The organism is Reichenbachiella sp. (genome assembly GCF_039941815.1).
Taxonomy (GTDB): domain Bacteria; phylum Bacteroidota; class Bacteroidia; order Cytophagales; family Cyclobacteriaceae; genus Reichenbachiella.
Genome location: NZ_JBDVDW010000076.1, coordinates 98245 through 122934 on the forward strand (window position 1 = coordinate 98245; position 24690 = coordinate 122934).

General features: G+C 42.0%; 10 protein-coding genes. 1 reads left to right on the forward strand and 9 read right to left on the reverse strand.

Translation table 11 applies throughout. The annotated features are described in order from the left end of the window. Position 1: 1 nt before the first annotated feature. Positions 2 to 835, forward strand: coding sequence for a polysaccharide lyase (locus ABJF11_RS20425; RefSeq protein ID WP_348122141.1), 834 nt, complete (start codon positions 2 to 4; stop codon positions 833 to 835). A 138-nt stretch (positions 836 to 973) separates the two neighbouring features. Here ABJF11_RS20425 and ABJF11_RS20430 read toward each other — a convergent pair whose 3' ends face one another. The 9 genes from ABJF11_RS20430 to ABJF11_RS20470 form a co-directional block, all read right to left on the reverse strand. After that, positions 974 to 1810: a polysaccharide deacetylase family protein gene (locus ABJF11_RS20430; protein ID WP_348122142.1), complete on the reverse strand. Its 837-nt coding sequence runs from the start codon at positions 1808 to 1810 to the stop codon at positions 974 to 976. Continuing rightward, positions 1804 to 2889, reverse strand: coding sequence for a GDSL-type esterase/lipase family protein (locus ABJF11_RS20435; protein ID WP_348122143.1), 1086 nt, complete (start codon positions 2887 to 2889; stop codon positions 1804 to 1806). The genes ABJF11_RS20430 and ABJF11_RS20435 overlap by 7 nt, the downstream gene beginning before the upstream one ends. 5 nt (positions 2890 to 2894) lie before the next feature. Next, positions 2895 to 4568, reverse strand: a complete 1674-nt coding sequence (locus ABJF11_RS20440) for a sodium:solute symporter family protein (protein WP_348122145.1) — start codon at positions 4566 to 4568, stop codon at positions 2895 to 2897. Further along, positions 4568 to 4834, reverse strand: coding sequence for a DUF4212 domain-containing protein (locus ABJF11_RS20445; RefSeq protein ID WP_348122147.1), 267 nt, complete (start codon positions 4832 to 4834; stop codon positions 4568 to 4570). Before ABJF11_RS20445 ends, ABJF11_RS20440 begins: the two co-directional genes overlap by 1 nt. Positions 4835 to 4858: 24 nt before the next feature. Beyond that, the gene (locus ABJF11_RS20450; RefSeq protein WP_348122149.1) at positions 4859 to 9817 is read right to left on the reverse strand and encodes an Ig-like domain-containing protein; all 4959 of its coding nucleotides are present in this window, start codon (positions 9815 to 9817) and stop codon (positions 4859 to 4861) included. Positions 9818 to 10157: 340 nt separating this feature from the next. Further along, on the reverse strand, positions 10158 to 13904 hold the full coding sequence (locus tag ABJF11_RS20455) for a T9SS type A sorting domain-containing protein (RefSeq protein ID WP_348122150.1): 3747 nt from the start codon (positions 13902 to 13904) through the stop codon (positions 10158 to 10160). 508 nt (positions 13905 to 14412) lie between these two features. Beyond that, entirely contained in the window at positions 14413 to 20880 is a 6468-nt protein-coding gene (locus tag ABJF11_RS20460; protein WP_348122151.1) for a putative Ig domain-containing protein, read from the reverse strand. Between the two features lie 353 nt (positions 20881 to 21233). Continuing rightward, positions 21234 to 22985, reverse strand: a complete 1752-nt coding sequence (locus tag ABJF11_RS20465; RefSeq protein WP_348122153.1) for a hypothetical protein — start codon at positions 22983 to 22985, stop codon at positions 21234 to 21236. A gap of 21 nt (positions 22986 to 23006) precedes the next feature. Further along, on the reverse strand, positions 23007 to 24686 hold the full coding sequence (locus ABJF11_RS20470) for a SusD/RagB family nutrient-binding outer membrane lipoprotein (RefSeq protein WP_348122154.1): 1680 nt from the start codon (positions 24684 to 24686) through the stop codon (positions 23007 to 23009). Positions 24687 to 24690: the final 4 nt, after the last annotated feature.

Genomic DNA, 24690 nt, shown 5'->3' on the forward strand with positions numbered 1-24690 from the left:
CATGAAAATAAATCGAAACATGCTCAGCTCATCATATAATATCCGTCACCTATTTTGCCTCCTGACAGGCACACTACTGTCCTGCTCGGGCATCAGTCAGGAAAAAGCCATATTGGCAGTAGACTTTGAGAACAGCCCACTGGGCAATTATGATGCAACTGCCATTCAGCAAGATTTTGATTCAATCAAATGGTCAATTACTAAAGAAAGAGGAACAATCATTGAAGACAAAACGAAAGGCCAAGTACTGCAAGTCAGCTATCCCAAAGGAGCTGTCGGACCAGAGCAAGGCGGTGTTCAGTTTGTAACTCCCTTACCACCAGCCGCTGAGTATTACTTAAGCTATGATGTTTATTTTGAAGATGGATTTGATTTTGCAAAGGGAGGCAAACTACCTGGATTGACCAGTGGTGGCGCGGCTTATACAGGAGGCAAGCATCCGGAGCGAGGCGAAGGCTGGAGTGCTCGATACATGTGGACGGGTGAACAAGTACCTATCGTCTATTTGTACTACAAAGACATGAAAGAAAAGTATGGCGAAGGCGTCTATTTGGATGCCAAATTTGAAACTGGTCAGTGGCACACCCTCACCCAACACATCAGACTCAATACACCAGGAAACAAAGACGCTTTGATAGAGGTTTGGTTTGATGGCCAGAAGGTGGGACAGAAGGAAAAATTCAGTTTAAGAGAGGGAAACCTCGGGCAGATCGACTCCTTCTACTTTTCTACTTTTCATGGTGGAGCCACTCCAGACTGGGCGCCTCAAAATGATAGCTTTATAAAAGTTGACAACATAAGCATCTACACGCAGCCTTCTGAAAAAGAAGAGTAAGTAAATCGACTACCAAACCTCTGGTGTAGAACTTAGTTCCGCACCTTGGCAGATGGAGTGGAAGTAACTTCCGCGCGAGATAGGTAAATTCCGCGCGAGCTGGATACCGCAACAGGTGCGGTACAATTGACCTACGGCTCACCAACCTAATCTCTCCTGCTCGCTTTTGATATGCCCCGTCACATTCAAAAAAGTGTCGACCCAAAGCTCATCCTCATTTTGTTTTAAGTACTCCAACAATTCTTGATGTGCCTCAGCAGAGGTATTGAGATATCCACCACCTACACTGTGAAACAAGAACGTAATCACTGTACCGTTGGCGGCAGCCTTTTTCACTTCGGCGATCATTTGTTCACCCGTTAGATTGGAGCAACTTGTGCTCGGCATCAGATAGGGATCTACTTCCTTTAGCGTCTCAGGTACCGGACTGAGCCCTCTCGCCGCTACAAATATGTGCTGGATGCTATCCGAAAAATCCACTCCTTGTATGGTGTGATCCACACAGGTATAAGCAAAAGTCCTTTCGGTCTTTCCATCCAATGCGCGCAGCAAGGCATTGGCCGTATTCAATTCGTTCATCAGCTGTGGAAAGCTATAGCCATCCAAGTCGTATTCTGGTCTAATCCATTCGAAATTTCGCTCACCGGGAATCACCTTTCGACAGGGATGAAACAACGTATGGTTGGCCAATTCATGGTCATTGGTAGCGATAGCGCGCCACTCATCCGAGCGGTTGGCTACAGACTGCGAACTCCCTGTCAGATAGAAAGTCCCTTTAAATCCATGTTCATCGAGCGCAGGCACTACGATATCCAAATGACAATCTATGGCATCGTCGTAGGTCAGCACCACAGCGGCTTTTTTGCCTTCTGGCCATCTGTGTGATTCTTGAGCGCTGACTTGAAATGATATGCCTATAAGGCAAAGCATCATCAAACCGATAAACGTCTTTGTCTGCATTGTGATTCTTACCATTTGATATTTTCTTCTATAAATGAAATCAAGCTCTTGGCCAAAGCCATTTGCTCTGCTCTATTGGGGTGACCTGCTGTCTTTTTATATGGAACTACATGACTATAAATCTGGTTGTCTTCTAAGCCCGTTATCGCTTGCTTCACATACTCAGGCCAAGACGAACCCTCTTGTGTGATGTCCATATTCCCTAACAAACAGACGATTTGCGCCATTGGGTATTTCTCTCTGATGCTTTGAATAAACGTCCGATAGGCTAATGCAATTTCTTCGTCAGTAGGTTTACTTTTACCAAACCGAGCTTTGAATTGCTCGTACTCCGGTCGCTCTATCAGCCAGGAGTCGTTTTGCATGAGATTCACTACCACCACTTCTGGTTTGTATTGAGCAAAGTCCCACCGACTTGCAGTATCCTCGGGGATCAGCCGATCGTACATCTCCGGCATGATCATCGGAAACCAGCTAATCATAATACCGATTCCGCTCTTACAAATTGAATGGAAATCTGCCTCAAAATGTCTCGCGACAAGCGAGGCATAGCTCGCATAGTGATTGGTATAGATACTGTCGGGTCTGTCTTGGCCGCTGGTGTCGTCTACACCATACCCAGCCGTAATGGAGTTGCCATAAAATTCCATTTTCCTGCTTCGAGGTTGGGATTTGCTCACCGCTATCTGGCTTCCCGATAGTTCAAATCCCTGAAAAGTAGTTTTCCCTTTGTCCCACTCTGTGCGCTTAAATAATTCAACGCTGTGTGTGCCAGCCGGCAAACCTGCAGCCAAAAGATATCTGCGAGATACGCTATCCAATCGAAGCGTACGAACACTATCATTATCGATTATTATATTGAAGTAATTCGCTCCTTTTTCATCGTGCAGCCATGCAAATAGTGAGTCCCCCTCAAAGTCCACTCTCACCGAAGATCCCGGCCAATACAAGTCGACCTTGTCCATGGCTGAGTGGTCTATTCTTCCGGAGTAGGTGATCACTTCTTCGGCTGGGGATATAGACACTTTTTGCCTACTATCGCAACCAACCAAGGCTAGTGCGAAAACAAAAATGATTAGACCAACTGATTTCATAACATTTACTCTCCAGGCTCTCTGATTCTCTCGATCATGTTTTGCACTTCCTCTGGTGGTGCAGCATAGAATCTGGATATAACAAGGGAAACAATAAAATTGATACACATGGCCACCGTACCGAATCCTTCTGGAGAGATGCCAAACCACCAATCTTCCTCACCTCCTCCGCCAAATCCTTGTAATTTGTACTTGACCATATAGAACAGCATGAGCAACGTACCGATCACCATACCAGCCACAGCCCCTTCTTTGTTCATTCGCTTGTCGAAAATACCCAGCACAATGGCCGGAAAAAATGAAGCAGCAGCGAGTCCAAATGCCAGGGCGACGGTGGCCGCAACAAAGCCCGGCGGATTGATACCAAAATAGCCCGCTACAATGACTGCAGCTCCAGCGGCTATTCTTGCCCACATCAGTTCACCCTTATCGGAAATGTCAGGTTTGATCTGCTTTTTGATCAAATCATGGGACACACTAGTAGATATTACAAGCAGCAATCCTGCAGCAGTAGAAAGCGCTGCAGCCAGGCCACCAGCCGCTACCAAAGCAATTACCCAGTTGGGGAGCCGAGCGATTTCAGGATTGGCCAGCACAATAATGTCTCTGTCTATATTAAGTTCATTCTTTGCTGGGTCGGCCACATATTGAATGGTTCCGTTCTGATTTTTGTCTTCGAATGAGATGAGGCCCGTCTCCTCCCAATTGGAAAACCACTCAGGCATGGTGTCATATTTAGAATCTGATACCGTCTCTATCAAATTCGTTCTGGCGAAGGCGGCGATGGCTGGCGCTGTGGTATAAAGTATCGCAATCAATATCAGTGCATATCCTGCAGAAATACGAGCATCTTTCATACTAGGCACGGTAAAAAACCGAACGATTACGTGCGGCAAACCTGCTGTACCTACCATCAGAGCCATGGTGATGGCAAATATGTCCAGCGTAGATTTTGAACCAGACGTATATTCGGCAAAGCCCAATTCTCTGTGCAATCCGTCCAGTTTATCTAATAAATACGTACCACTCCCATCTATCAATTGACTCCCAAATCCGATCTGAGGAATCCATTCTCCCGTGAGTTGGATGGAAATGAATATGGCTGGTACCATATAAGCAAATATCAATATGCAATATTGTGCGACTTGGGTATAGGTAATGCCTTTCATTCCGCCCAAGACGGCATAGAAAAATACGATGACCATACCGATGATCACTCCTGTATTGATCGGCACTTCTAAAAATCGAGCAAAAACGACGCCTACGCCCCGCATTTGTCCAGCCACGTAGGTAAAGGAAACGATCAGTGCACATACCACACCAACCGTTCTGGCGAAATTTGAATAGTATCTGTCACCGATAAAATCAGGCACTGTAAATTTTCCGAATTTTCTTAAATATGGTGCAAGCATCAGCGCCAATAACACATAGCCTCCAGTCCATCCCATAAGGTAAACAGACCCATCGAAGCCCATAAATGAAATGAGACCTGCCATTGAGATAAACGAGGCCGCACTCATCCAGTCTGCAGCAGTGGCCATACCATTGGCCAAGGGGTGTACATGCCCCCCAGCTACATAAAACTCATCAGTACTACCTGCCCTACTCCAAATAGCAATGCCAATATAAAGAGCAAATGAAACGCCTACAATCAGGTAGGTCCAAATTTGAATATCCATTAATCCTTGTTGGTTTCTTGATTAGAGTATTTATTATCGAGCTTATTCATCAGAAAGACATAGGCAAAAATGATGATCACAAATGAATAAATCGAGCCCTGCTGAGCAAACCAAAAACCTAAACCAAATCCTCCTATTTTGAATTGATTCAATTCATCTACCCATAAAATGCCAAATCCAAAAGAGGTGATAAACCAAATACTTAATAGAATGATGAGGTAACGAATATTTTGATGCCAATAGGCCTTGCTTTTATCTTTCTCCATAAAAATGATTTCTTAGTCAACAGCTCAATTTACAATCAACAATTGATTTATTGTTTGATGACCAATTTGAAGTGTGAGAATGTAGGGTTGGTTCAATAAAGGAACGGAAGTTTGAACTCTCAAAACATCCGTTCCTGATGGTGATACCTGCAACTCACCTCCCATTTGGCGCCCTGATAAATCCCGTAGCTGGATAGAAATTACTTCATGACCCTTCACCTTAACAAAGAAAATACCTGATTTTGTAGGGTTTGGATAAACGGTCAATGCATTTTGAATGTTTTCCTGAATAAATAGGACTTCTTGATTGTTAACTGTAAGCGTTAGCTTCTCTTCGTCACTCAATGAACCATCCGACACCATGAGTGTGAAGGTATAACTGCCTGCATCCCCAATTTGAGGTTTGATTTTCAATTTACCTGAACCGTTGGTTGTTTCACTAAAGGACACGAAACTCGGTTCATCAATCAAACTAAAACTAAGATCATCACTTTCTGCATCTGTGGATGAAACAAAAACTTCTGTTGTAATCCCTTCTTCAACAGCTTGCTCACCAATGGCCGACAACACAGGAGCCGTATTTTCTTCAATTGCTTCAGATACGGTTAATGTTATCTCTTCTTCATCTTCCAGACTTCCATCGCTTACAAGCACTGAGAAAGTATAGGTGCCTACATCTCCTGTCTCAGCACTAATATTTAGACTACCTGTTCCGTCCATGTTGTCCAATAAGCTAACAAAAGAGGGGGCATCTTCTAAATCAAATTCTAAATCGTCGTCTTCTGAATCTGTTGCTGAAAGTGAAATTTCTTTAGATACACCTTCTTCGGTTTCTTGAGCACCTATACTCACCAAGATTGGCGCAGTATTATCAGTACTGACCTCTACGTTAAATAATTCCGAAACTGACAAGGTTCCATTATCGGCGGTAATTCTAATTTCATCATAACTTCCTTTGGAACCTTCCTGAGGTGCCAACTCCAGGCTGGCCGTTCCATCACCGTTGTCAGTCAAAGTCGCAAAACTTGGTAAATTACTTCCAGAAATAGTAAGGACGTTGTCATCAGGATCTGTAGCCGTAATATTGATAGTTTCCGTTTCCCCTTCTAACATAGTTACGTCTCCAATTGATTCAATGACTGGCAAGCTAGAAGAATAATACTCATAAGCACCTGCATCTGCCGTGCCGTTAGCCAATCGCTGATTGCCTGCCAAGTCCAAATCTGATAGATCAGTATTCACTCCAACATTGATGGCGGGGCTTTCGGCTTTAGTCAAATAATTGTAGCCTGTGTAATCCTCAAAGTAGTCGTTATAATCGGACGAGCTATTCAAGCCAATTTGAAGGTTGCCCTCTACGGTGGAGGTCTCATCAAACTCATCAAATGATATGTCCGTTGCCAGGTTGTTTCGAATGATATTATTGAAATTGGTCTGGCCAGTTTTTGAATTATCCTCGATCAATATCCAAGGAATTTTATCGTCAGAGAAATATGGATGCTTGATTACAGTATTGTTCTGAATTCTAGAATTCCTTGCACCATAAAGTGAAATGCCATGGTAATGATCAGTAACCAATAAGTTGTTTTCTACGACCCATCCATCCGGATAACCATCTGTGACAATAATGCCTTGCATGGATTCACCAATGAGGTCATTATCAATTACAAATTGAGTGATTGGGTCTTCGAACAGAAGAATTTTATTATATCTTAAGGTCAAGCCTTCAGATTTTGGGTCTCCTGTTAAAATATATGTCTGAAATGCATCATCATGATTAGTCTCGTAGTCCTCTACATAGCAATCTCTAATCGTGTTGTATTCAAAGGTTTGGAATTGACCCAGTCCTCTAACACCATCACCAGCAAAATTGTCGATCAAATTAGAAGTCGCTCTAGAATTATCACCTCGCAAAGACATGGCATGATAAGTATTTTTAATTGTGGTATTCTCCACTACCACATTTTCTCCTCTCATATCCATACCGCCTTTGGCATTAGCATACCAGTCTGCTTTAGTCCATGTGGAGGATTCTTCAGCCGACTGAATAAGGCAGTTATCGAATATCAAATCAGTACTATTCACATCACCCGTCACTAAAAACCCTTCTTTGCTTAGACCAGAACTAGATCCGTCAATTTTAATATCAGAGAAAGTCCAGTATTTAGAATTCGCTATGACCAATCCACCAAAAACTGCACTGTGTTCATTGACGGACTTCACTTTTACTTCTTCTGAGAAGATTTTGCTAGAAATATATGGATTTCCATGATCGCCGTCCATTAGATAAATCAAGTCGCCATCTTCGATAACTTTGCCTGTAGCCAATGCCGTAGCAAAAGATCCCCATGGATTAGCTTCACTGCCATCATTTGAATTGCTTCCGTTTTCAGGATCACAATAGCGAATTGTACCTGCAAATTCAGTAATTTCAATGCTAATCTCCTCTAAATCTTCTAACTGTCCATCAGAAACCGTAATGATAATATTATCTACAAGCCCAATATCACTACTTGAAGTTGGGATAATCTCTAAAGTTGCTGTTCCGTCATTATTATCAGTCAATGAAGCAAAAGAAGGCAACTCCTCTGATACCGTAAAAGTCAAAAAATCATCATCTTCATCAGTTGCCATCACAGTAATTGTTGCTTCTTCTACATGTGACAATGTCTGATCGCCAATAGCTGCCAATACAGGTGCATGATTCTCGCTATCCGATGTACTTCCTGTAACTACTGCTTGTCCCTGATCTGGAATGGCTTTGACCAATACATACTTATTTCCTTCATGAGAAATCAATGACGTCTGCCGAGCTACTCCGTTTTGTAGCGTACTTGCTGATTCCCAATCATTGTTGACTCTAATTTTAACAGTCAAAGGATAATCAAATACCTCATCTTTCATATCGTCTGTCAAAGTGAATTTTACGGACAAGTCCAATACCTCATCTACAGTCAGATTGTGAGAATCTCTTTCCTGACCGTATAAGGCTGCTTCACTAAATCCAGCAATCCAAAGTTCATCCGCATGATCATTGATGTAACTCATGTGAGATTCGGTGTTTGCCTGCAATGTTCCATTGCTAGTTACTGAATGATAGTGAGTCGAATACCATCCTCGATAGTATGAAGTGCCAAACAATTGCACGGCCCCAGTTTCATCCAGTATGTTATCTATATCAGCGTTGTCGTTGGAAGCACTTCTGCTATTCAAAGCCAAATAATTTATGGTATTTGCTTGATTCATCTCCCCGTGTACACCTCTCATGGCGATATAAATATCTCTGGCTATATGCTGGTCATATTCGATGCCACAAGGATATGCGTAGGTCAAGGCCTCACCCGTTGTATTGGTGCTAATATCATCGCTGATACTTTCTAAAGCCGTTCGATATGTTTGATCATTACTCGTATCCGTTTCGTCTACACTACTATTGATATCACAATCATCATGTCCGTTTACTTCGTTGCCAGCATCCAGCAGAGTTTGATAATTTGCCCAACTAGTCACTTGATTATCTATGACAAACCAGGTGTATTTCAGGTTGTCATAAGTTTCTTGTAAACCCAACCAAAAGCTATGATCTGCTTCAATATTATCATCGATAGTAATAGTGACCACAGCCACCTTATCATCGTTCCAATAACTCACGTCAGCTTCTCCATGGGCGCTAGGCCAGATTTGATCAGTAATGGTAAAACGGTTTCCACTGGGCTCATCCAAGTTCATCAGCTCGTTGGCATCTCTAGAGACTATAGAAACACTCACAGATTCTGTGTCCTGGTCCTCTCCGTCACTTACAGTAATCACGATATCAGAATAGTCGGCTATTACAGACTCCGAGATGACTTCTATATGCGCCGTGCCATCTCCATTATCAACAAGTACAGCTGAAGAGGGTAAATTGTCAGACACACTAAATGTTAGTGCATCATCATCAGCATCGCTTGCGGAGATGTCTAATTTACCATAGCCATATTGATCAATTTCAAGATCGCCGACTGATGCCAAGACAGGAGCCACATTCGGTGCCTGAGCAATAATATCGATATCGAAAGTCTCATCATCTGAAAATTCGCCATCGCTCACCGTAACTATAATATCTGAATAAGTCGCAATAGATCCTGCATTGGTAATAGTAATGGATCCTGTATTATCACCATGATCAGAAAAAACAGCAGAAGGTGGTAAGTTGTTGCTGACTGAGAACGTCAACGCATCTCCGTTAACATCCGATGCTGATAAAGCAATAGTTAAATCTTCTGATGTTTCTACACTTTGATTGCCTATAGCTGCCAAAACAGGAGCTACATTCACTACTGGTTCGTGAGTAATGGACAGCGTGGCTGGATTGGTTCCCTCTCCACCATGAACACCAAAATATTGTGAATTGGTCATTTCAGGTAGGTCAATACTCAACCTTAGAAATACATAATCTCCTGCTTCAGCACCCGCTGTATATTGCGCCTTAATATAGCTGACCAAGTTAGCATTCCCAGAGACAGAGGTCTCTTCGAATCTAGGAGTATCCTGGCTTCCTCGAGGAACATTTTTTTGAAAGTAATCATCCTCAATGCCAGTGTCAGAACCATTGCCAGTACCAAAAGCACCGCTATAGTGATCTGATGATGAAATAGCAACAGATGACTGATAATCCAACCCATATAAATCCACATAACAATTATCCTCTATCCATTCTCGGCCAAAAGACACGTAAACACTGAGACTAGCATCTGTAATTTCTTCTCCATCTGGAATGGCTGGAAGCTCGAATGGAATGATCGCGCTCGTTAAATTCGCAGAGCCATCTACCGCACTCTTTCCAATCTTTAGATCCAATTCCGTAAAAGGGTTATTGGAAACTATGACGGCAGGGTCTGAAACAAAGCCATCCCCTGCTGGCGCAGTGAGAACTACTGTAGTTTGTGCGTACACCACCTGGGACAATATTATACCTATGAACCCCACAATAACTTTCCTCATTATTCCTCTCTTTTTCATGCTACCTGCTAAAAATAAATTAAATAATTTCAAGGATCAATTCCTCTAAACTTTCAGTTGTCTGAATTAGCGAAAAAGGATACCTTAAATTTCACTAACGCCCATTTACCAATTAAATCACAATTTAGATTACTGTAACTCGTGGGCTGTCCTGTACTATAGGGTAGGTACTATGTAGGAACAGTTCGAAAACAAAAAATCAGCAAAATGAAATAAGAGGTCTCGACCAATAAAAAAATAACCCAGACAAGCACCAATATGCTACGTCTGGGTTACAAATGTTCATTTACTAATCTTAGGAGTCATTACTCCAATCGATTCTCTATTGTTGAATAATCAATCGCTTCGTAACTGTTAATGAAGCGTTGGACAAAATCATTATGTATTGTCCTTTTGGAATAGAACTATCTAGAGTCAATTGATATGGCTGTTTTGATACTGAATTACTCAGCTGAACTTGCTGCATCAATTTTCCTGTTATTCCGAACAGGCTCAATTTACTTCCATCCAGCTCTGCAGGGATGCGAATATTTACCACTCCATTCAATGCAGGGTTTGGGTACAATATCATTTCCTTTTGCAAAGTAGAAATAGCAAGTACTTCACCTCCTTCTTCATCTTCTTCTACTGTTACAGTAATTCTTTCGATCGCCTGACCTAATCCATCACTTACTTTCACAATTATGTCCTCATACTCTCCTGCATCAGCACTACCTGGAGTCATTGTCAATTTACCAGTTCCGTCTCCATTATCAGTTAAGGTAATAAACGAAGGCGCGTCTGATATAGAAAATACAAGATCATCAGAAGCATCTTCATCTGAGGCAGCAAGTGCTACTTCTTTCGTTCCGTCCACATCAACAGTCTGATCTCCTATCGCAGTCAAGGAAGGTAAAGAGTTTTGAACGACTGTCAGAATGAATGTTTCGGATGCAAATTCGTAAGAATCACTAACACTTACCATAATATCCGTATATTCATCTGGAGAAACATCTGCTCCATCAAATTCTAGAGAACCAGTCCCATCGCCATTATCTACCAACGTAATAAATGTGTGATCACTAGTCAAACTAAATGTCAAGTCATCTTCACTATCAGTATCAGTAGCAGAAATTGCTACGGATAGCGTTCTTTCACCAATCATGGTTTGGTCTCCTATGGAAGCTAAAACAGGTACAGCATTCGCGGTTATAGTTAATGTAAACAATTCTTCAACAGTATCATAACCATCCGAAACTGAAACCGAAATGTCAGCATATGTATCTTCATCTCCTACTTCAGGGTCGATAGCCAAGGAACCTGTACCATCACCATTATCAGTCAATACTACAAATGAAGGAGCATCTTCGAGAGACAATACCAATATGTCATTCGTATCTGAATCTGTTGCGTTTAACGTCACTGATAGAGAAAGTCCTTCACGTAAAGACTGATCTTCTATAGCTTCTAAAACTGGCAAATTGCTTTCATTTACTGTTAGCGTAAATGATTCAGAAGTAACCTGAAATCCATCTGTTGCTTCAATTTCAACAGTGATTTCTCCAGTATCATCGGCAGTAGGGTCAATCATAATTAATGCTGTGCCATCTCCATTGTCAGTCAATGTAATAAAGGATGGGGTACCATCAACCAAACTAATTTCCAATGTCTCACCATCTTCATCTGTCGCTGTAACATCTACCTCAAGGCTTCTTCTTTCGAGAATCGTCTGATCTGCAATAGGGTCAAATTCGGGCGCAGCATTTGGCATAAAGGTAACTGTCAAGTTAGCACCTCCTGTATTACTATTTGACTCATGGCTGTCAATATCTACTCGCGCATAGTTAACTGCATCTGCCACATCCGGATTTAATCTGAAAAATACAAAATCACCAGCTTCAGCTCCATTAGCAATTTGCTCATTCATATAGGCTACTATAGCATCATTCGCACTATCACTGGTGGTATGAGCTCCCGCAACTGTAGTTGGTGTAATAATACTTTCCTGAATTCCATAAGCTGATGGATCTCCTCCATATTCACCTTGATAGTGATCGGTGCCTAATACTGTAGGTGCTTCTCTGTAAGGCAATGCAGTCAAATCATTGCTTTGAGCCATCCAAGCAGGTACTTGATTAGTTGTAAAATCCAACTGAGCTGCAACAATCACCATACCCTCTGGAATAGTAGGTATTTCGAATGGCATAACCGCCGTTTCGTCTACCTCATCAGTATCTACTAAGCTTCCCCCTGTCAATATCTCAGGAGCTCCAGACCACACAAAAGCTTCGGCTGGATCATAAGCCGCGCCATATACAGTATAGTTATCTGCTGCATCCACATATATTTCCTCAGGTGCCTCAGTCACAGTCAATGTGATTAATTCTTCATACGTGTATTCACCAGCTGTAACCGTTACTTCAATGTCTATGTGGTTTCCTAAATCATCCACGTCCGGAGTCAGGGACAATTGACCTGTTCCATCTCCATTATCAATCAATTCTACAAATTCTGGTGCATTTGCTATTGCGAAAGCCATATCGTCTGCTTCGGCAAAAGTAGCATTCAAGTCAATTGTAGTCGTTTCATCTCGTGTAATCATATGGTCTCCTATAGGATCCAGAATCAATGGCTGGTAGAAGGTCACATTCATTACTGGAGGATTTTCGGACTCCTGACTATCAATATCAATTCTAGCATAAGTAGTAGCGTCCGCTACATTCACATTAACTCTCAGGAATACATAGTCACCTGGCATTGCGCCTGCTTCTAATTGTGCATTTAGATAATCTACTAGAGCATCATTTCCATCTATCGATGTTTCTACTAATCCTGGTTCAAGTGTTTGACTCGTTGCGCCAGAAGTTGACGCCCATTTTTGCTGGATCGCCGTTGCGCTTTCATCACCATCATAAACACCTTGATAATAATCAGTACCTAAAACTGTTGATTCTTCTCTATAGTCAAGGCCATACAAATCATAGTCAACATAGGCCCAAGTCACAACATAATTTATGTTTGCAACAAAAGAAGCAGCTTTGAAGGAATTACTTCCTTGTGGGATTTCTGGGATTTGAAATGGCATAACTGCAGCCATGTCATATACGTCTGCTGCATCTTGCCAATTGACTCCTCCTCCTACTAACATCTCAGTTCCACCCCAGTTGAGTTCCGCTGGGTTTCTTGTATCTACGTGATAAAAGAGATCTATATCCTCAGGCTCAGACTCTATAGTAAAAATTTCCGAGTACTCATTTACATTGATAACAATATCTTGTGTATTGCTTCCAGTGGTGCTAGTTGCTGTGACCGTAACTGTATATTGTCCCAAATCTCCAACTTCAGGTGATACCGTCATAGTACCTGTATTGTCTGCATTGTCCAAAAACTCAGCGAAGTCAGGTAAGCCACTTGTTGTAAAAGCAATTGCCGCATCTAAAGGATCAACAGCTTCGACAGTTACTGTTAATTCTGATCCTTCATTTACATTTTGTTCATCAACGGCTACAAAAACGGGATCGCTGTTGGAAGAAATAAAGGTCAAAACGATATTTTCTGTATCGTGATTTCCAGGGTCAGCAACGTTAAAATCACCATTAACCACTGCCATACCAGTGAGATTAATTACTTTATTTCTAAAAGTATAACCGTCTGCAATAGTAACTTCGCTACCGCCATCTTCGGTAACAAACACATCATACGACATTGTGGAAGCATCTACCTCCACTCTTACGCTGTATGTAGTTCCCGCTGTATATGGCAAGTCATTTTCACTGGCATAACCTGCACCATCATAGGCGTCGATCATTCCAGAACTATTGAAACGTACGATAACTGACAGATCAGAATAAGTGGTTGCCGTTTCTTTATTGGTCAAACCAGTTACAGCATCTATGTTCACTTTTTCAGCAATCATATCAAATTCGAAAGTAAACTCGCCAGTCTGTACGCCTTCATCAAAGTCAAAGGTTTGCCAGGTGTTCAATTGACTAGTTACGTCTGCGATCTGAGCAGTGGCTTGGAAGGCGAAGCCGATTATGGCGATCCAAATCAAAGGCACTATCCTCTTTAATTGTATAATTTTTTTCATTCGACTAATAGTTAATTTAAGTACTTTTTTGTAGCTAAGAAGTGGGTTCGGCTATGCCAAACCCACTGTCCTTTTTAGTCCTATTATCTTTTCAAACAATAAGATTTGCTTGTTGTTGTTGTGAATAATTCTATTCAAATACTAATCTATGGATACTTAAAAATGTCTCTGTCCTGCATTGACCTGTACGACCGAAATGAACATCAAACATTGATAATTAAGAAGTAATATTCCATACCAGGTTAATAAGCAGGTTTCATTTTGCAGTTGGATTGGCTCATTGAAAACCAAGTAGCAATCTGCCTTTCCCCCAGCAGACTGCCCTTGATATTCATGTTCAATTATTTCCCCCGAAACGATTGAACAATTGTTTGTTGTTGTAGAATAATATTCTAAGTGATTACAATTTATACCCATATCCAGTCCTACTTATCCTGCCTTGTCCTGTAAAGAATTTGAAAAGAGAACCCCTTTTATGCATCGAAAAGAGAGTTCTCTTTAAGCAATGCTATTTTATTAAAAATCTCGACTTGTGAACAGTTTGAGTATCCGAAAGCTGCAGTAAGTAATATCCTGTTTTTAGACCCTCCAAATTCGAAATATGATACTGTGAAATAGAATTTCTAATTCCTAAGTGTATTACTCGAACTTCTTGTCCTGAACTATTAAAAATTCGAACTATTCCGGTCGAAGCATCAAAATTCGAAGGCAAAGTCAAATTAAGCTCACCGTGCTGAATCGGGTTTGGATATATAGAAAGTTTTACATTTTCTATATTGACAGATAACACCTTGTTTGAAGTTCTCGCTCCGCTATCTACCCCAGAAACAAGACTTAGCGTAGGCTTCTTACTGTTGTTACCATCGTCTGCCGTACTCATATTCCAATAAGAATAATTGGCCTCGTTTACATCGGATTGCACCTTGAAGAATATATAATCGCCTGCGACCGCACCAGCATCATATTGGTCATTGATGAAGTCGGCTAGCTCCTGGTCATCTGAAATGGAAACTACACCCGCAGCCGTACTGCTAGTAATAAACCCAGTTTCTATCAGGGTACTCGATGCCGTGTAATCCGCCACTTGCACGCTGCTTGCACTTCGATACGTCACTCCAGATACATTCATATTCCCAACTGGAGAATTGACTTTGGCAACCAAATTCATGGCAAAAGATGCGTCAGCCACTTCATGACCTGTCGGTAGGGCTGGTAATTGGAACGGAATGACCAATCCGGCATCGTAGGCTGAACTAGCTCCACCCACTCGGGCGGTGGATTGTCCTACCCATTGCGTAGTTCCATTCGTTCGTACCTCCTGATCGTCAGCATGGGCATAGATAGTGAAAGACTGGCCCTGCACCACTTCGTTGACGGTAATGCTGATCGTTTCGCTCGCTGTATCCGTTCCATCGGTCACGCTGATCACGATATTAGAATATACGCCATCATCTCCATCTGTCGGACTGATCGCCAAGGTTGACGAACCGTTTCCATTGGATGTGAGTGTGGCAAAAGTAGGTAGCCCTGTCGCTGAAATGGTGAGGTTATCACCATCGGCATCCGTGGCTGTGATGGACACATTGAGTGTGGAGTCTTCGTCTACGCTTTGGTTTCCAACTGCTGCCAATACCGGCGCTGTGTTTCCTGCTTGCGCTGCAGTTACCGTCAGTTCGAAAGTATCTGATCCATTGACCTGGCCATCATATGCGGTTATGGTCAGATTTGAATAAGTACCCGCATCACCAATAGACGTGGTGATGCTCACTGTTCCAGTTCCATCACCATTATCTGTGAAAGATGCGAACGAAGGCAAATTAGTAGCACTCAAAGTGAGGTTGTCACCATCAGCATCCGAGGCTGAGACCGCCACATTCACACTGTTTCCTTCTTCCACACTCTGGTCAGCAATACTTGCCACTACTGGTGCATTGTTGGTCGGTGGAGTACCTGAGGTGTTAATTTGAACCTCCTGATAATTATTCCAGGAAGAAGCTGAATTACCACCGCCAATGATCTTTACATATCGAGCTTGTGTATCTGTGAAGTCAAAATTTTCAAGGCTCAAAGTAGTTCCACTGCTGGTCCCATTGAATACTTCTGAATAACTCACGCCATCACTGGATAGTTCTATGCTGAAGTCATACGTACGCTCATCTCCTAATCCAAAAGCGATATCAACAGAAGTAATAGTAACTGGACTACAGAAATTTTTCTGTAACCATTCCGTACCATCAGACGACCATTTAGTATTTAAGTCACCATCCATGGCGCCAGCGGGAGGATTGTATCCCCATTGATCATCTTGGAATGCACTCGCCCATAATGTGTCGCAAGTGAATTTGAATGTGCCAGTATTTCCAGAAGAGATGATGTTACCAGCATAATCCTGTACGTTGCTCACCGTCAAGGTATTGATCTGGTTTCCACCCAATGTAGACACCTCCAACGTCACTGTGCGATTATCACTTTCTAATGTAGCACTCTGAACTGTCACGCCATTGTTAATGCTATAGTTAGCGGTATTTTCTGCTGTGGCAGGTGTTACGCTTTCTGTATAACTGAAGGTGAACACATCATCCAAGAATGTATTATTAGTGGCTGCCAACTCAGGGTCTACGCTATCTGATGAAGCAGAATATTCAAAGCATCCGGCATCAACCGTAGGCCCAAACAATCTGGTGTTTCCATCAAGGTCTAACGTCGAAAGGTCTGTGTTCACGCCGGCGTCGATGGCCAGACTTCCTGCCTTCAAATGAAAATCATGATTGACATAATCTTCGAAATAGGGCAAGTAGTTGTTGTAATTAGATTGATCAATATCAATGTTGCCTTCCACGATAGAAGTAGCGTCGAAAGTCCAGGTTGTATATTTCGCTGCAATGTTGTTTCTAATCACATTGCTGAAATTGTCCTGGCCCGTTTTGTTTTGCGCTTGACAAGATATCCATGGTACCAAATCGGTATCAGTAAAATGTGGATGCTGAACGACTGTATTATTTTGGATTTTACAATTTCGAGCACCATACAAAGTGATTCCATGAGTCTGGTCATTCATCACTAAGTTGTTTTCTACAACCCATCCATCACCATAACCATCAGTAATAATAATTCCCTGCATAAGCGTTCCGATCAATTCATTGTCGATGACGAACTGAGTGATAGGATCTTCGAAAAGCAAGAATTTGTTGTATCTCAAAGTCACACTTTCGATCTTCAGATCTCCATCCAGTTTGTATGCCTGAAATCCATCATCATGCTGTATGGCATAGTCATCGATGTAACAATCTCTCACGGTATTGTATTCGTAGGTAGAGAAACTTCCCAATCCACGAATAGCATCTCCGGCGAAATTATCAATCGTACAATTCGTCACGTAGGAGTAATCTCCACGCAAGGAGAGTGCATGATACACATTGGTGATCAGCGTATTTTCAAAAGTAATATTACCCCCTCTGAAATCTACTCCACTGGCCACGTTGGCATACCAGTCGTTTTTTGTCCAGGTAGAAATATCATCGGCTGATTTAAGGGTTGAGTTCTTCACAGTGATATGCGTAGTATTGGCATTACCAGTCATCATAAATTCTTCCTTGCCCAAGCTGGCTGTAGACGCATCAATGGTAAGGCCATCGAATACCAAATGTTGGCTATTGTCTATCGTAAGCTTAGAAAATACTGGGGTGTGCCCTGAGAGTGCTCTAAAAGTAACATCCTCAGTTCGGGCCATATTCCCAATATATACAGCGCCATAATTACCATCTAGTAAATACACTAAGTCACCATTCTGAATAGATGTAGGCTGAATAGAAGCCCAGGGATTAGCCTGGCTGCCATCATTGCTGTTGTTACCTCCTACTGGATCGATATAATAGGTGTTACCAACGACGGTTCCTGGTGCATAAATGTTGATGACCACGACTTGATCATCCGTATCAGTACCATCCGAAACTGAAATCGTCACATTGGTAGTGCTTGCATCACCCGTCTGTGGATTGATACTAATGGATCCGGTACCATCACCGTTGTCGGTAAGACTGGCAAAGGCAGGTAAATTTGTTGCTGTAAAAGTCAGTGCATCTGCATTGGCATCTGTAGCAGAAATGTTGACTGCCACTGAACTTCCCTCTTCTACATTTTGGTTGGCTATGGTAGCCAAAACCGGCGCTGCATTGGCGCCTCCTTCTGGATTTACCGTAATGGTAATGTCTTCCGTATCAGCGTCTGTTCCATCAGTAGCGGATATAGTTACATTGTAACTTCCTTCATCGCCCGTTTGCGGATTGATTTGGATGCTTCCTGTACCATCTCCATTATCTGTAAGCGTCGCAAAAGACGGAAGGTTGCTAGCCGAAAGTACAATCGCATCTCCGTCCGCATCAGTGGCGCTGAGGTTTTTGGTAATACTTGCCAACTCATCGAGCTGAGCATTGCCAACTGCAGCCAAAACAGGACGTGCATTGCCTCCAGTACCACTATTGTACTCATAGGCACCGGCATCTACGGTTCCATCAGCCACTCTGGCATTACCATCCAAATCAGTGGAAGTTACATCTGTGTTAACTCCCGCATCAATAGCACCACTACCTGCTTTCAGATGAAAATCAAGATTGGCATAATCTGCAAAGTATGAGCCGTAGTTATTTACGTTAGTTGTGATATCCACATTGTTTTGAACCGTAGATGTCGCATCGAAGGTCCAGTCAGTAAGCTGGCCGGCGATGTTATTTCTGATCACATTACTAAAGTTCGTCTGTCCTGTTTTCCCCTGATCATCCAAGTAAATTCTTGGTACGGTGGTATCGGTGAAATATGGATGCTGCACGACGGTATTATTTTGCACTTTGCAGTTTCTAGCACCATACAGAGAGATCCCATGTGCCTGCTGATTGACAATCAAATTATTTTCTACCACCCATGAGTCGGCGTAACCATCAGTGATGATCAAACCTTGCATGAGCGTACCGATCAAATTATTGTCAATCACAAATTGTGTGATAGGATCTTCGAACAGTAGAATCTTATTATATCGTAGGGTGACGCCCTCTATCTTAGGATCGGAGTCCAAATTATAAGCTTGGAACCCATCATCGTGCTGAATGGCATAATCATCGATATAGCAATCTCTAACTGTATTGTATTCATAAGTAGAAAAACTACCCAAACCTCTAATTGCGTCACCAGCGAAATTGTCGATCAAATTATTCGTAGCTGAACTATGATCTCCACGAAGGGATAATGCATGGTAGATATTCTTAATGGTAGTGTTGGATACCGTGATGTAATCCGCACGCATATCAATACCACCTTTTACATTATTGTACCAATCCGTCTTAGTCCATGTAGATGAACTAACGGCCGACTGAATAGTGCAATTTTCGAATGTAATGTGGTGAGAGTTTGCATCTCCAGTCACCAAAAAGCCATCCTTGGTAATTGTTGAATTTGTACCGTCAAACATTACTCCATCAAAGGTCCAGTTTGTACAATTGTTTAAACTAAGACTGGTCACGGTTGGATTGTGACCAGATAGTGACGTAATCGTAATGCCATTGGCGAAGGTATAGTTCTGCACATATGGCGTCCCATGATCTCCATCCATCAGGTACAATGTAGCCCCATCTGCAATCGTCGGATGAATGTATGCTACAGCCGCCAGAGAAGACCAAGGGCTGCTGATACTTCCATTGTTTGCCATGTCACCATTTACCGGATCTAAATAATAAACCGTTCCAGTAGGTGGCGTACTCACAGTGATTGTGATTGTCTCTTGCGTACTGGCAGTACCGTCCGAAACGGAAACTACAATTCCCGCATAACTTCCTGCATCGCCCGTAGTGGGTGATATAGAGATAGCGCCCGTTCCATTTCCATTGTCCGATAAAGAAGCGAAAGATGGAAGATTGGAAACTGAAAACGTAAGTGCATCACCATCTGCATCAGTGGCCGAAAGGCTTACTGACGAAGAAGATCCTTCATTTAGGTTTTGATTACCAATCGCTGCTAATACTGGGGCAGTGTTGGATGGTGCTGTAGTCACAGTCAAAGAGAAACTCTCACTATCCGTGTCGGTACCGTCGTTTGCTGTAATAGTTATATTCGAATAAGTTCCGTCGTCTCCTATAGCTGGTTGAAAAGAAATTTGTCCGGAGCCATCACCGTTGTCAGTGAGTGTAGCGAATGAAGGCAGGTTCGAAGCCGATAAAGTTAGTGCATCACCGTCAGCATCTGTAGCTGATACATTCACATTGCTGTTCGCTCCTTCTTGTGTCGACTGATCAGCAACCGCCGCCATCACTGGTGCTGTATTGCTTGATGATTGTACATCTATGGTGAGATAAGGTCGCTGCGAACTGGTCGTGCCATTTTGCGAAGCGATGTCCCAATAATTGTATTGCGAGCCTGAATTACTATCCATGTTCAATCGGATAAAAACATACTCTCCACCGGTGGCTCCATTGGCATACTGGGCATTTAGAAATGTAGCGAGCGCCGTATTAGCTGCGGCATTAGTAGAGGTAGACCCTGTAGAGCTACTGGTTGTGAAAAATGATTGCTGTATGGCTGTGGCTCCAGCATCACTGCCATAAGCACCGCCAAAATAATCAGTACCCACTACAGCAGATGATGCTTGATAAGGCACTGCATATAAATCTACCTCATCAGACAGGTTTCCTGATTTACCAACCAGATAGGTTGTAAAAGATGCTGAGGCAATCTGCTCTCCTGCTGCCAATACTGGCAACTGAAAAGGTATGATGGCGCAAGTGTATTTGTTGGTACCTAAGCGATGGGTGGCGTAGCCTACCCATTGCATGGATCCATTGTTATTCACCGAATTATCATCGGCGCTAGCTGCGATTTGCGAAGTCCCTGTAAGGACAATTTTTGAATGTTTAGCAATACCCGCGATGCTATTGAAGTTGGCTCCAATAATCATCGATATTCCCAAAATTAAGCGTAGTAGTTTCGTCATATCATTCGTTTTTGTGAAACATTAATTTTTCTCGTTGGCGGGAATTGTGATGTGAATGGTTCGAGGTTGTTCAATTATTTATTCACGAATCTGACTGATGCTACTGGCCGTTTGCATTAGAGTCCAATTTCCACTTTAACAAATATTGTCTCCTTACCCTTCAAATAAAATGGGCATTCTGATTAAATATTTAAACAAAATGTTTTAGCTTTTTTATTCAAATTCAACAACTGCTGATATTATTCTGAAAATTTAATCGCATTCAAAATCACAAAAAAAAGCCATTCCGATATATCGGAATGGCTTAAACACCTCACTAATTTACCTGAATTGAAATTCAGTATGTTATATTATTAATTAATATCATAGAGCAGTCTTGGCGCTTTCGAAGCAACATCTGCACTCCACAAGATGACTCGACCAAATGTAGGTGCATCATCTACATTTACACTAATTCGGAAAAAGACGAAGTCTCCAGGTTGAGCACCTGCATCCAATTGTGCATTGAGATAATTTATGACAGCTTGACCCCCTTCAGAACTGGTAAAAAGAGAAGCATCTTTTTCTGTTTTTTCATAAGCGAACCTTTGCTGTAAGGCGGTAGCATTAGGGTCTCCATCATAAGTGCCCTGGTAATAATCAGTTCCAATCACATATTCGGATGTACGATATGGCAAGCCGTACAAGTCATAATCTTGCTCAGCCCAAGGCGAAATGTCTTTTACAAACATGTTTAATGCCGCAAAAGTAAATCGTTCGCCAGGTTCCATATCTGGAATTTCAAAAGGGAAAATTCCAGCGAGATCATATATATCGTTTTCAGGGTCCTGCCAATTGGAACCTCCTCCAATAATAATTTGAGAGTCGTTCCTCCATGGATTGACATTGGCCGGGTCATTGGCAAATTCACCAAACCATACTTCAGCATCTCCGATGTGACCTAGTAATATTTCCGCCTTGATCACACTCACATCGATCAGTTGTGAATTACTATCGGATATGCTAGATGCAACAATTTCAATTTGAACTTCTCCCACATCGCACTGTGTACAATCCTGATATGGATTTAAAGTCAAAAGCCCCTGACCACTTCCTTGGTCTTCAAACCTTGCATATCTTGGAAGGTATTTAGCCTCTAGTGTTACATCACCTCCTAGTGGATCAGTTGCCTCCACCAATATTTCATGGTACGCGCCTTCCACTAGCAATATATCGTCCACTTCTTGAAAAGAAGGTTTGAAATTTTGGCTATGAGTAGTCAGCTTGGTATTGAATACTCTGTGAGTACCTGGATCATCTAGTTGCCAATCCCCTGCTACTAAAGCCATTGCACTTAGGTTAGCGGACTTGTTTCTAAACACGTAGTCTTGAGCTACTTTGAATTCATTTAAGTTCGGATCGGTCACAAATACACTATATAGTTTCTGAAAGATATCCACTTCCATTCGTACATGATATTGTGCTCCTGCAGTATACTTAACTTCAGCGTCATGGTCGTAAGAGCCATCGTTGTAAGAATCAATGATGCCACTCCTATCAAATCGTACAATGGCCGATAGCGCTGAATAATCAGTAACTGCCGAAACATTTGTTAATCCTACCACGGCGTCAATATTGTCCTTACTTGGAATCATATCAAACTCATAAGTTAAGGTGCCAGTCTGAAGCTCATCGAATGTGAGCGTTTGCCATGCATTAAACTTACTCGTGTAGCTTCCAGGAAGTGAGGCAATAAAATTGATCGGAACTGTATCAGCCACTGCTCCTCTTTCTGCAATAAAGTAGGTGAGCTGAGTGCCTTCTTCTTCTGCATAAAAGATATACTGTAAGTCTGTACTTAAAATCTCTTCGTTGTTGTTTTCGTCCAACAACACATAGCGTACGTCTGTATCTTCCAACGGACTAACCTGTAAGTCCAAGACCACAGAATCTCCGATATAAGCTTCATAACCTAACCAAGCTTCACTTTTCAAATTTCCTCCTGATCCCAATTTGTAAATAACAAGATCTGAATCTTCCAATGGTGGGTTCACAAATTCCTCAGAACAAGCCAACAGAAAAAAGCAGATTCCAAAAAACGCGACTAGTATATTTTTAACTCTCATAAATTTTACGTTTATATCTTATCAATCCAACAACACACCTCTATCTCGGCTTGCATCCCACCATACAGGTGCACCCCAGTCATTCATACCTTCACTAAGATGCTGAGATACATTCTCAGAATTAAAATTAATCTCAGTTGAAGGGTAAGGCATTCTTCTAGGAATAAGTCCATTCAGCAATGGGTCTGTCAAAGGATGATTCGCTGGTTTGAGCTCGGGATATCCTGTTCTTCTCCAATTGGCATATGCCTCTGTAGGGTTATAAAAATTAACCATATATTGTTGTAAACTGATAACTTCTAATTCATTCGGAACTCCAGCTGTCGGCCAAATGGCGGATATATAACCTTGAATATCACCCGCAATAGACCTGGCGCCCATCACATTTACCAATTCTGCCGCGCTAGCCAATACCGCCTGAGAAAAATGTGTTTGTGCATCAATTACACCATTTCCTCCCCAGCCTCTTGCGGCCATTTCAGCTTTATACAATTCCAATTCAGCATAAGACATGTACATAGAAGGCATGTCCAATGCTGTCAACTCCTTATTGATTTGAAGACATTTAAATCTTTTTGACATGACAATATCCTGCCCTCCCTTTTGCACAATCAATGTACCATGTGATAGGTCATAATCATCCGTATTGTTGTACCATTGGTATCCAGGAGGAAATGCTCTCAATTTACCCTCTGAAGCAAGGTATTCATCTGTCACCTCTATGCTTGACTCCGTTGTCGATTTCGATTTTTCTGGGGTAGATTCAAAATTTGCTTCCCCATATATATTAAACATCGAACGGAGCCGAGGGTCTCTCACAACATCTGCATTATCCACAGTGTCCTTCATATAATCTACATAGGTTTTACAAGCCAAAGTGTACTGTGTAGTGAATTGCTGAACCTGTGAAAATGCATTCCCTCTGATTTCTTGTGCGCCAACACTTGCATAATCGAATTCGGCATGGGTCACGTAGGCAGCATCAGTGTAATCTTCCATTACTCCCGCGTCTAACGCGAGCAACGCTTCTTGTTGCGCTTTGTCCGGATCTACATTCACTAATCGTAAGGCATATCTCAATCGAAGAGAATTAGCAAACTTGGCCCACTTGCTCACATCTCCATCAAAAATCAAATCTCCCTGTATTGGTTTTTCAATATTCAACAGGCTAACCGCAGTATCCAATTGAACGAAAAAATCATTGTAAATATCTTGCTGCAAGTCATACTTTGGCTTAATGATTCCTTCAGAATACCCTTTGGATGCCTCAAAATATGGCACGTCTCCATAAGAATCTGTCAACTGAGCAAAAATCATCACTTTGAGTATTTTGGCCATGGCGAGGTAATTGACCATTGCCTCATCACCAGATGTCTGGTCAATGACAATTTCTAAATCATTGAGGTTTTTGTAAGATGCTTCCCACAAATATTCAAAGTAAAATGGCGTATTAATATAGATCTGCCCTCTGTCCGCTTCTCCACCAGTCACCATCTGCATAATGGCCATGTGGTAAGCAAAAGTAGATCTCCAAGTCACTTCACGCTCACCAGAATGTCTAATTTGAACCGTTGAAATCAAAGAGGCAGGGTCAGCAACGACAGAGCTTGTAGGATTTTCATTTAAGTCATCAAAATCATCACAGCTCCAAAAGCTGACAACCAATAGTATTAAGACTAAAAAATTATTACTCGTCTTCATATTC

What these genes read in the sequence shown, in the direction of transcription:
- ABJF11_RS20460 (WP_348122151.1), bottom strand. Translation starts at nt 20,880, where the DNA reads ATGACGAAACTACTACGCTTAATTTTGGGAATATCGATGATTATTGGA.
- ABJF11_RS20435 (WP_348122143.1), bottom strand. Translation starts at nt 2,889, where the DNA reads ATGAAATCAGTTGGTCTAATCATTTTTGTTTTCGCACTAGCCTTGGTT.
- ABJF11_RS20450 (WP_348122149.1), bottom strand. Translation starts at nt 9,817, where the DNA reads ATGAGGAAAGTTATTGTGGGGTTCATAGGTATAATATTGTCCCAGGTG.
- ABJF11_RS20465 (WP_348122153.1), bottom strand. Translation starts at nt 22,985, where the DNA reads ATGAGAGTTAAAAATATACTAGTCGCGTTTTTTGGAATCTGCTTTTTT.
- ABJF11_RS20440 (WP_348122145.1), bottom strand. Translation starts at nt 4,568, where the DNA reads ATGGATATTCAAATTTGGACCTACCTGATTGTAGGCGTTTCATTTGCT.
- ABJF11_RS20470 (WP_348122154.1), bottom strand. Translation starts at nt 24,686, where the DNA reads ATGAAGACGAGTAATAATTTTTTAGTCTTAATACTATTGGTTGTCAGC.
- ABJF11_RS20445 (WP_348122147.1), bottom strand. Translation starts at nt 4,834, where the DNA reads ATGGAGAAAGATAAAAGCAAGGCCTATTGGCATCAAAATATTCGTTAC.
- ABJF11_RS20425 (WP_348122141.1), top strand. Translation starts at nt 2, where the DNA reads ATGAAAATAAATCGAAACATGCTCAGCTCATCATATAATATCCGTCAC.
- ABJF11_RS20455 (WP_348122150.1), bottom strand. Translation starts at nt 13,904, where the DNA reads ATGAAAAAAATTATACAATTAAAGAGGATAGTGCCTTTGATTTGGATC.
- ABJF11_RS20430 (WP_348122142.1), bottom strand. Translation starts at nt 1,810, where the DNA reads ATGGTAAGAATCACAATGCAGACAAAGACGTTTATCGGTTTGATGATG.